Annotated in this window: 6 protein-coding genes; 5 read left to right on the top strand and 1 reads right to left on the bottom strand. The window is 66.9% G+C overall.

Translation table 11 applies throughout. The annotated features are described in order from the left end of the window. Nucleotides 1–921 (bottom strand): glycoside hydrolase family 30 protein (locus tag GWK61_RS48465; RefSeq protein WP_499704041.1); only part of this gene is annotated, 921 nt, incomplete at its 3' end. A gap of 503 nt (nucleotides 922–1,424) precedes the next feature. Here GWK61_RS48465 and GWK61_RS48460 point away from each other — a divergent pair. From GWK61_RS48460 to GWK61_RS48440, 5 genes are all read left to right on the top strand, one after another. Beyond that, nucleotides 1,425–2,006: a hypothetical protein gene (locus GWK61_RS48460; RefSeq protein WP_194920257.1), complete on the top strand. Its 582-nt coding sequence runs from the start codon at nucleotides 1,425–1,427 to the stop codon at nucleotides 2,004–2,006. Nucleotides 2,007–3,368: 1,362 nt separating this feature from the next. Further along, the gene (locus tag GWK61_RS48455) at nucleotides 3,369–4,820 is read left to right on the top strand and encodes an RICIN domain-containing protein (protein WP_323748099.1); all 1,452 of its coding nucleotides are present in this window, start codon (nucleotides 3,369–3,371) and stop codon (nucleotides 4,818–4,820) included. A gap of 156 nt (nucleotides 4,821–4,976) precedes the next feature. Further along, the gene (locus GWK61_RS48450; RefSeq protein ID WP_194920254.1) at nucleotides 4,977–7,142 is read left to right on the top strand and encodes an RICIN domain-containing protein; all 2,166 of its coding nucleotides are present in this window, start codon (nucleotides 4,977–4,979) and stop codon (nucleotides 7,140–7,142) included. A 708-nt stretch (nucleotides 7,143–7,850) separates the two neighbouring features. After that, a complete protein-coding gene (locus GWK61_RS48445; RefSeq protein WP_194920252.1) occupies nucleotides 7,851–10,169 on the top strand; it encodes an alpha-L-fucosidase in 2,319 nt (772 codons plus the stop codon). Between the two features lie 41 nt (nucleotides 10,170–10,210). Next, nucleotides 10,211–11,164 (top strand): glycoside hydrolase family 30 protein (locus tag GWK61_RS48440; protein ID WP_499704038.1); only part of this gene is annotated, 954 nt, incomplete at its 3' end.

Genomic DNA, 11,164 nt, shown 5'->3' with positions numbered 1-11,164 from the left:
GGTCATCCGGCCGTCGATGTAGTCGCGGTTGATGGCCCGGGCCACGGACGCCGCGCCGAACCCCGAGGTGCCGTCGGTCGACTCCGAACCGTTCTCGGAGGCCCACAGCGGCTTGCCCAGGCTGACCGCGTTGGACGACGTGGGGACGCACGAGGTGAACGGGCTGTTGTAGCCGCAGGGATAGTGCACGCCCACGACGTCGACCGCGTTCTTGAACGCGGGGTCCGCCGCCATCGCGTCGGCGACATCCCAGCCGTCGTCGGAGGCGACGATCTTCGTCGCGCCGTAACCGCGAGCGTTCAGCGTGTTCCTCAGGCTCTCGTACCAGGACGCCTGTGTGGCCCAGGAAGCTGAGCTGCTGCGCTCGTTCCATCCGCCTACATAGTCGATGGTCAGGTGGTGCTGCGCCGCGCAGCCGAACCAGTCCATCAGATAGTTGATCATGTCGGTGGACCAGAAGTTCCCGCCGCCGATCCAGCCCGGTGCGCCCCAGGTCAGGGCGGAGAGCTTGATGTTGGGGTTGCGGGCCTTGGCCTGCTCGGCGAGCCACCACTCATAGCCCTGGTTGCAGTCGACGACACCTCGGGTGTGCTCGATGCTGGGCTCGGCGCCGTCGGTGGAGTTGGTGTCGCCACCGACTTCGAGCTTCAGGATCTGAAGGCTCGCGCCGTAGCCGGGCTTGAACAGGTAGTCCAGCAGCTGGCTGCGCTGCGGCTCGGGATAGTCGATCAGCAGGCGGGAGTTGCCGCCGCCGCCGGAGATTGCTCCGATGCCGTCGAACGCCCGCCCGGAACTGGTGCCGTCAACGGTGATCGTTGTGGTGGCGGCATGTGCGGCTGGCGGGAGCCAGCCGATCAGGGCGCTGACGAGAAGGGTGAGGACTGTCGCCAAGGACAAGCGACGGGTGGATCTTCGGACCATCACGGCCTCCATGGGTTCAAACATGGTTAAACAGATTCGATTGAGTTCCCCCGCATCCGCTCGTAATCGCGCACCATAGGCGCGTAGTCAGTGGGACGTCAACAGGTCGAAACCTGATATTCATCGCCACGCGGGGGGCGTCGAGTCATCCGAGCTCGGCGAACGCTCGGAACCTGTGTTTTTCTCAGCAGGTCTTGGACTCTGTTTGAAAGTGCTCGACTTCGGCCGCGTCCCGCGAGATAACGAACACGCCTCACGCGCCGGTGGAAGGAGCGCCCGCATGTTCCGCCCCCGAAGAACCTCCACAGCTCTCAAGTCGCTCACAGCCCTCACCGGCGTAGCGATGGCCGTCGCCACCGCAGGAACCGCCGCCGGTTCCCAGCGGCCGGCCGGTGTGGCCGTCCCTGCGACACCCGCCACTTATTCGATCTCCGTCGGCGCGATCGTGCAGCACAACCTCTCGAACGACACCCCGGACGGCGCCTACCTCGATCGCGACGGCAGTGGTACTCCGGCACCACCTTCGACAACGCGACCGACGACACCACCCGCGACACCTACGTCAACTCGTCGAACTCCAACAACCGCAACGACGACACGACCTGGCCTGTAACAACAGCCCCACCGGTGCGAGCGCGACCTACACCACCGACACCGCCAGCTATGCGGAGAAGAACTACTGCGACATCGTCGGCACGTGGATCGATCCGGACACCGGCGACTGGTACGGCTTGGTCCACAACGAGTTCACGCCCGAGTCGTTCGGCCCGTACTCGTTCTCGCACTACGACGGCCTGGACTACACCGTGTCCCACGACCAGGGCCTGACCTGGACCACCGTCGGCCACGCGATCACCTCGCCGTACAGCACCGTCCGCAACGACACCACCGCGTTCCCGCACGAGACGTGGGACTACGGTGACGGCGACCCGCGGCTGTTCGTCGACACCGCGTCCGGGTACTTCTACGTCTTCTACGGCACCCGGATCGTCGGCAAGGCAAGCGCCGACGGTGGCACCGCCGACCTCGCCCACGTCGCACGCGCGCCGATCTCCGGCAAGATGGCGACCGGCACTTGGCAGTAGTGGTACAACGGCGCGTGGACCCAGCCCGGCGTCGGCGCACCCCCAGAAGTACTACGCCACGGCCGACCTGACCAGCCAGAAGTGGACGCTGCCCGGCGACACCGGCGCCTACCACACCGCGTCGTGGTACCGATTGAGCCTGCCGAAAACTGCGGAACCAGCGTTCCATGATCGAGTTCTGTCGAGGGGCGTGGATCACGGTCCGGATTGTCTCAACGCCGCAGCACTGAATACCGCGTCGAATGCCGCGCTGAAGAAGGCGTCCCGATCGTGGATCAGGTACTTCATCGTGGCTGCGGCGTCGTCGAGGTCCATCAGTATGTTCCGGGCCTGCTGCACGATCCAGTCTTTGCATCAGCCGTGGAGCACGGTGATGACAGGAGAAGCGAGCGCACCGGAACCGGGCGCCTCGATGAGACGCGGCCGTCCTCCTGCTGCTGGCGCTGGTGGTGGTCGCGGCCGCCACACGGCACTGCGCGCACGCCCCGGCACCGTCCCAGACCGCGGCCGCGGCCGATCTACTGAGACGACCGGTGGTATCCGAGACTCCGTGCGCCTGGCGTCGTTCCTGAACACCCGGCCCGACACCATCGGCACGCGCTCACGCGGCCAAGTCGTCCTGGACCTGCGCCTGTGGAACCAATACGGCGGCAAGGGCCTTTCCGTCGAGATCGTCGAAGAGAGCGGCGCGGCCCACAAGACGCTCACCAACACCTACTACGGCTGGAATCTCGACCAGATCCGTCTGATCTCGGATCCAGGCTGCTCCTTGGCCCGCAATAAGGCGTCACCCGCGTCCCGACGAGGCTGCCGCTCGACGCCACCGGCACCGTACGAGCCCGCTGGGACTTCGACGCCCTTACCGCCGGCTTGGCCCAGGCGATCAGCGCCCTGCTCCCCACTTGACGATCGGCCGAGTCGGCACGCCAAGGCGGTGCGGGCAAGCGCGCAGTCCGGTGGAGCGACGGCCGGTACGCTCACGGCCAGGCCATGCCGGTTTCGCCCTGTTATGACACCTTTCCGTGTCAGCGAAATGAACGGCCCTGCAACCGTGTAACACAGAAGTTGTGAGCGTTCATGTTCATTTAACAGGGAAAGCTGTTCGTTGACGTGCTCATTGATGGCGCCTATATTCCCGACATGAAGAATATCGAGCAAATACAGTCAGAAAACGATCAAGTTCACGCATGAGAACTCGCTGCCGCCGCGGGGGGCCGGGTACGGAGGGTCTCAGGTCCAAGGGAGGAAGTCGGATCCATGTCCACGTATTTCAACAGGCCCAGGGCTCATCGACGAGCGGTGCCGGAGGTGATCCCAGCGCGCTCGACCGCACCGGTCGGCCAACGACGGCGTGGCCGGTGGGTGCCGGCTCTCCTCGCGCTCGTCACGGTGTTCGCCGGCCTCTTCTGGGCTGGTGAGCCGGCGCAGGCCGGCACGTCGGCCGCCTTCACTCCGGGCGCGGCCTGGACCGACCAGAACGGCCACCCCCTGCAGATGCACGGTCTCGGCATCGTCAAGGCAGGTGGCACCTGGTACGCCTACGGCGAGGACAAGACCGGGGAGGCGTCCGGGGACACGTCCTTCCAGGACATCCCGTGTTACAGCTCGACGAACCTGTCCACCTGGACCTACCAGGGCGTCGCCCTGGCTCGCCAGGCCGCCGGCGATCTCGGCCCGAACCGGATCGTGGAGCGGCCCAAGGTCGTCCACAACGCGGTCACCGGCAAGTACGTGATGTACATGCACATCGACAACACCGACTACACGGAGCGGAAGGTCGGTGTCGCGGTGAGTTCCACGCCCTGCGGCCCGTACACCTACCAGGGCAGCTTCAATCCACTCGGCTTCCAGAGCCTTGACATGAACCTGTTCCAGGACACCGACGGCAGCGCCTACCTGCTGTCCGACGACCGGCCCGACGGAACTCGCATCGACAGACTGTCCGCGGACTACCTGAGTGTGGCCGGCGCGGTCGCCCTTCTGCCGGCGGGCATCGGCTACGAGTCGCCGGCCATGGCCAAAGCGGGCAGCACCTACTACCTGCTGCTCTCGCACCAAAGCGGCTGGGGCACCAACGACAACGTCTACGCGACTGCGGCGTCGCTGTCCGGGACGTGGTCGGCGTTCAAGAACTTCGCTCCGGCGGGCACGAACACCTACAACACCCAGACCGCGAACATCATCCCGGTCACCGGCAGCGCCGGCACCACCTACATCTACGCCGGCGACCGCTGGGACACCGCGAACCTGGGCACCTCGCCGCTGGTCTGGCTGCCGCTGACCATCTCCGGCACCACGGTGAACGTCGGCTGGCAGAACTCCTGGACCCTCGACGTCGCGGCCGGCACCTGGTCGGGGACCTCGAACCCGGGCGCCGCGGCCGGCAGCTACCTGACCAACCGCCAGAGCTCCCTGGCCATGGACGTCAGCGGCGCGTCCAAAGACACCAGCGGCCGGATCATCCAGTGGACCGACCACCACGGCCTCAACCAGCAGTGGACCCTGACTCGGGTCGCCGGGAACGTCTACACCCTGAGGAACGTGAACAGCGGCCTGTGCCTGGCGCCGTCGAACGACTCGATCGCCGCAGGCGTCCAACTGGGCCAGTCGACGTGCGATATCGCCGACCCCGGCCGGCAGTGGGCGTTCGACGCGGTCGGCCCCTACACCGCCGCCGCTGACGCCGACTACGAGCTGGTGAACCTCGGCAGCGGCCAGGCCATCGACGTCCTCAACAACTCCACCGCGATCGGCGCGGCCGTCGGCCAGTGGCCGACCGACGGAGGGGCCAACCAGGACTGGGTCCTGTCGTAGGCGCCGCCTGCGGCACGACCGATCGGTTCAGAACATCAAGGAACTGCTACGGGGACCGTGCTCATCGCCACCACGAACGAGGGAGTCACAGTGCCATCCCGAAGAGGAAGAGCAAGAGCAAGACTCGTGTGCGCGCTCGTTGCTGCGGCATCGACCATGGCCGCCACGGCGCTCGCCCCGAATGCGTCGGCGACCCCGCCGTCGGCCACCTACACCATCAGCGTCGGATCCCCGGTGTCGTCCTCGCCGTACGACGACAGCCCCGCCAGCATGTACACCGACAAAGACGGCACGTTCTACACCCAGCTGTCCCACTCCCTGTACGGCGCCTCCCAAGGCCGGGCCTGGGACTTCTTCACCGGCTCCAACTTCGGCAGCGTGCACACGGCCGGAATCAGCAGCGCCGTGAACCCCGCCAACCCCCAGGACCGGAACGACGACACCACCTGGCGCTGCAACAACAGCGTGACCGGAGTGAACTCGACCTACACCACCGACACCGGGTCCTATTCCCAGCGGAACTTCTGCGACCTGATCGGGACCTGGGTCGACCCGGACACCGGCGACTGGTACGGCTTGGTGCACAACGAGTTCACCCCGGAGCCCTTCGGCGCCTACTCGTTCTCGCACTACGACGCGATCGACTACACCAAGTCGACCGACCAGGGACACACCTGGAGCATCGTCGGCCACGCGATCACCTCGCCGTACAGCACCACCCGCGGCGACAGTACCGCCTTCCCCAACCAGACCTTCGACTACGGCGACGGCGACCCCCGGCTGTTCGTGGACTACGCCTCCGGCTACTTCTACGTCTTCTACGGCTCGCGCATCGTCGGCAAGGCCGACGCCGGCGGCGGCTTCGACGGACTGGCCCATGTCGCCCGTGCCCCGATCTCCTCGAAGATGGCGACCGGCTCCTGGTCCAAGTGGTACAACGGCTCCTGGTCCCAACCCGGCGTCGGCGGCCTGGAATCCAACCAGGTCCCGGTGACCGCGTCGAACCCGAACGGATACACCCCGGTCTCCGGCGACTACGACCCGAACCACACCGGCACCGTGGACCAGCAGGTCGCAGCCGGGACTCTGCCGCCGAAGTCCGACCTGTTCGTCATGAACATCGCCTACGACGCCTACCTGGGCCTGTACATCGGCGCGCCGGAAGCCGTCGCGCAATCCGGCACCGAGTCGCAGCGCTACTATGTGACCGACGACCTGTCGACGCAGAAGTGGCACCTTATCGGCGACACCGGCAGCTACACGGAGGCGTCCTGGTACCGGTGGTTCCTGGACCCCGCGAACCTGACGAGCTCGGCGTTCATCGGCAAAACGTTCCGCGCCTACTGCGGATTCGGCTGCCACACCTACGGCAGCGAGTACACCACCCAGACCATCACCTCCAGCGCGCCGGCCGCAGCACCCTTCGACCCGGCCAAGACCTACACCATCGCCGGCGGCAACGGCCGCCTGCTGGCCCAGGCCTCGGGCAGCTCCGCGACCACCTCTGACGCCTCGCCCACCGGATCGAGCCTGGAGGCGTGGCAGTTCACCGCCAACGGCGACGGCTCCTACCGGATCACCGACGCCGGAACCGGCCAGGCCCTCGGTGTCGACTCGGGGTCGAACGCGGGCCGGGCCTGGGCGGCCAAACCCACCGTCACCGCGCTGTCGGGCAGTACTGGGACGGTCGGCCAGCAGTGGTTCATCGTCAAGAACACGTCCCCGTCCGGGACGTACCGCCTAGTCAACCGCTACAGCGGACTGGTGCTCGGATTGTCGTCGGACCCCACGCGCCTGGCCGAGACCACGCCGGTCCGGTTCTGGACCAACACCACCGGCGACCCGGTCGGCGGCACCCGGACCGGGACAGAGCAGACCCTGACCGTCAACCAGATCGGCACCGGCACGACCAACCTCAACGGCACACACACGATGGTCGCCTCCGGCAAGGCGCTGGACGACCCGGGCCACTCGACCACGCCGGGCAGCCAACTCATCACCTGGACCCCCAACGCCGGAGCCAACCAGAACTGGGTCTTCACTCGGCAGAGCGACGGTTCCTACCAGATCGTCAACGCCGAATCAGGACTGTGCGTGGATGACGGCGACTGGTCCACGAACCCCGGAGCGAAGGTCATCCAGTGGACCTGCACCGGCGCCGCCAACCAGCACTGGAACCCCGCCAAACTCGCCAACGGCGCCTACACCCTCACCAATGCCCACAGCGGACTCCTGCTCACCACCGCCTCCACGGCCGACCTCTCGCCCGTGACACAGCAGACGAACACCAACTCCGCGCTGCAGCAATGGAACATCAACTGACCGGACGGACCGCGCACGCCGCTGCGAGAGGACAACCTGGCTGTGCACCATAAACCCAGGTCTGGACTCAGAGGGTGGAAAGTGACGATTTGCGGTATACGGAACCGCCGGCTGACCTCGACAACCAGCGAAACGGTCTAGGGCAAGGCCCTGCTGGCCGCGGCAGAGAAACACTGCCTAGGCAGGTGGGCTGCGCATCCTGGTTGGCTGTAAGGCCCTCCTGGCGACGCCAGGCGCCGCTCATAGGGACTGCGGCTTCGCCGCCAATGGGTACAGCCGCGCCGCGAATTGTCACTTTCCGCCCTCTCAGTGCGCCCGCGACTGGCGCAGCCGCGGGCGGCGGCACAGCCCCGGCCACGGGAGGCCGGACGGTCCACTGCCGACAGCAGGTCGGCCTGTTTCCGCGAATTTCTGTGACCTGTGCGTCCGGCGAGGATCTCCTGCAACAAGGTAGAGCTTCCTCAAGCCTCGACGTCGCCTGACGAACCCGGCGCCCGCCTCGCCCGAGGCGCGCGGGCGCCGGGTTTCTCAGCCATGCGCGGAGTTCATGCCAGACCATTAAAACGTCGGATCTTTCGATATTCGGATCGACGCGCACATCTCTTGACGCAAGCACAACAGGGGCCGACACTCACAATCGGCCTACCAGACATCAGATGAATCCCTGTGGAGGCAGTCGTGCCACTCCCCGCCCCATCCAGAAGAACCGTGCTGACCGGAATGGCCGCGCTGTCGGCCACCGCAGTGGCCGGCAGCATCGCGCTGCCCGCCTCGGCCGCGGCAGCCGTCACCGGATCGCAGGGTTCTGCCCTGCCGATCTCCCCGGTCCGTGTCCCGCAGACCGACCTCGGCCTCACCCAGCAGTCGGACGCGAAGATCCAGTGGATGCGCGACTCCCGTCTGGGGATGTTCATCCACTGGGGCGTCTACGCCGGCCCCGCGCAGGGGGAGTGGTACGAGCACAACGCCGCGATCCCACCGGAGACCTACAAGAACTTCGTCACCGTCGCCAGTCCGCAGCAGTTCACCGCGGACGCCTACCGTCCGGCCGACTGGGCCCAGCTGGCCAAGGACTTCGGCGCCGGATACACCGTGCTGACCACCCGGCACCACGACGGCTTCGCCCTGTGGCCGGCCACCCACCCCAACGCTTGGACGTGCGGTCAGGCCCCGCTGAGCACCGACTTCGTCGCCGCCTACGTGTCGGCGGTCCGGGCCGCCGGACTGCGGGTCGGGCTGTACTACTCGCCGATCGACTGGCGCTACCCGGGCTACTACGACGTCACCGGGACCAATTGCGCCGCGAACCCGTGGGGCTATGTCACCGATCCGGCGCACCATGAGAACGCCCGGATCATGAAGAACGAGGTCTACCAGTCCGTGAAGGAACTGGTCACCCAGTACGGCGCCATCGACGACCTGTGGTGGGACGGCGGCTGGCTGGCCGAGCAGGGCACTGATGCCGACGCCGCGTACTTCTGGGAGCCCGGCCGGTACCGCGACCCGGCCAACGGATGGCTGGTCGACGCCCCCTACGGTGCGACCGAGTCCGGCACCGGCAAGCCGCTGGGGCTGTCCGGGCTGGTCCGGCAGTACCAGCCGAACGCCTCCGTGACCTCGCGTTCGGGCTGGATCGGCGACTACGGTGTCGAAGAGGGCGGCAACGTCCCCACCGGGCCGATCCGCACCGGCGATCTGGTGCAGAAGGCCTTCACCGTCGGCGGTTCCTGGGGCATCAGCAACACACCGGCGATGAGCTTCAGCAGTGCGATGGCCGTCCTGGCGAACACGTTCGTCCGTGACATGGTCGCGCTGGTCAACGTCGGACCGGACCGCCACGGGGCGGTTCCGGCGGACCAGGCCGCGCTGCTGCGCCGGCTCGGCGGCTTCATGACTGCGAACTCCGAAGCCGTCTACAACACCAGAGGCGGTCCCTGGAACCCGGTCGACGGCCAGTACGGCTTCACCTACAAGGCGAACACCGTCTACGTCCACCTGTTCCCGGGCTACACCGGGACCTCGTTCACCACGCCGCTGCTGGGAGACGCCAAGGCCGTGCGGGTCTACGACGTGGTCTCCAAGAACACCCTGGCCTTCACCACCGGGCCTGACGGCTCGGTCACCGTCACCGGTATCGACCGCACCCGCTACCCCGACGACACCGTCATCGCCGTCGTCCTGGACCGCGCCGTCGCCCCAGGCGACATCGCCCAGGGCAAGACCGCCACCGCTGACAGCGTCGAGACCTCCCACGGCAACCTCGCTGCCAACGCGGTGGACGGCGACACCGCCACCCGCTGGTGCGCCGCCGACGGGGCGACAGGACACTGGCTCAAGGTCGACCTCGGAAGCGTCAGGACCCTGACCGGGACCCGCATCGTGTGGGAGTTCGACAACACCTCCTACCGGTACCGGATCGAGGGATCCGCCGACAACGCCGCCTGGACCACCGTGGCCGACCTGACCACGACCACCGACACCGGCCAGGTCCAGACAGCGGCCTTCACGACCCGGGCCCGGTACGTCCGGGTGACCGTCACCGGTCTTCCCGCCGGAGCGTGGGCGTCCATCCGAAACCTGGAGGTCTACGACCGGCCCTTCACCACCAGCCTGGACATGACGGTCGGCTCGGTGCTGGGCAACGGCGGCTTCGAGACGGGAAGCTTGTCGCCCTGGTACGCGTGGAACTCGGCCTCGGTGGTCACCGGAGCGGCCCGGACCGGGACCTACGCTCTGCGCGTCGGACCAGGTCCGGCCTCGGCCGAGCAGACGATCACAGTGCAGCCGAACACCACCTACCGCGTGGACGGCTGGGCCAGGGTCGCCACGTCCGGAGACCAGGCCTACCTCGGCGTGAAGAACTATGGCGGCACCGAGACGAGCGTCGCGATCACGTCCACGTCCTACGCCGCCGCCTCGGTCCAGTTCAGCACCGGATCGGCCACGACCCAGGCGACCGTCTACTGCTACAAGGCGACTGGCGGCGGCAACGCCTACTTCGACGACGTCACGGTCACCCCCATCTGAGCCACCATCCTCGCCCACATCAAAAAACAGGAGTTCGGTCCATGTCCACGTACTTCAACAGTCCGAGGGCTCATCGAAGATCGGTGCTGGGGATCGTCCTGGCGCTGTTGACCGCACTTGCCGGCCTGTATCTGCCGACAGGCGCGCACGCCGCCACGACGTCCACCTCGATCGCGGTCGACGGCCGCGATGCCGGCCTGGTCTTCGACGGAGTCGGGGCGATATCCGGCGGCGGCGGCAACTCCCGCCTGCTGATCGACTATCCGGAGCCGCAGCGCAGCCAGCTGCTGGACTACCTGTTCAAGCCGGGCTACGGCGCCTCGCTGCAGGTCCTGAAGATCGAGATCGGCGGCGACACCAACTCCACCGACGGCGCCGAACCCAGCATCGAGCACTCCGCGGGCGTCGTGGACTGCAACCAGGGCTACGAGTGGTGGCTCGCCGAGCAGGCCAAGGCCCGCAACCCCAACATCAAGCTCTACGGCCTGGCCTGGGGCGCACCCGGGTGGATCGGGGTCAACGACGCCAACAACCCCAACCGCGGCAGCCAGCCGTACTTCTGGTCCACCGACATGATCAATTATCTGATGTCCTGGTTCGGCTGCGCCGCCCAGCACAACCTGAGCATCGACTACGTCGGTGGCTGGAATGAGAACGGATTCGACAAGACCTGGTATGAGAAGCTCAAGGGCGCGCTGGTCTCCAACGGCCACGCGGCCACCAAAGTCGTCGCGGCGGACAGCGGCTGGGATGTCGCCGATGCGATGGTGAGCGACCCGGCGTTCAACAATGCGGTCGACATCGTCGGCGTCCACTACCCCTGTGGCTACAACGGTGACTTCAAAACGTGCGACAGCACCTCCAATGCGCAGAGCCTGGGCAAGCCGCTGTGGGCGTCCGAGAACGGTTCGGAGTCGACCGACGGCACCTCGGGGTTCGGCGCGGCGTCCGTGGCCCGGGCCATCAACCGCGACTACATCGACGGCCGGATGACG

The organism is Catenulispora rubra (assembly GCF_015356825.1).
Classification (GTDB): Bacteria; Actinomycetota; Actinomycetes; order Streptomycetales; family Catenulisporaceae; genus Catenulispora; species Catenulispora rubra.
This window is presented reverse-complemented; position numbering and strand designations above follow the sequence as displayed.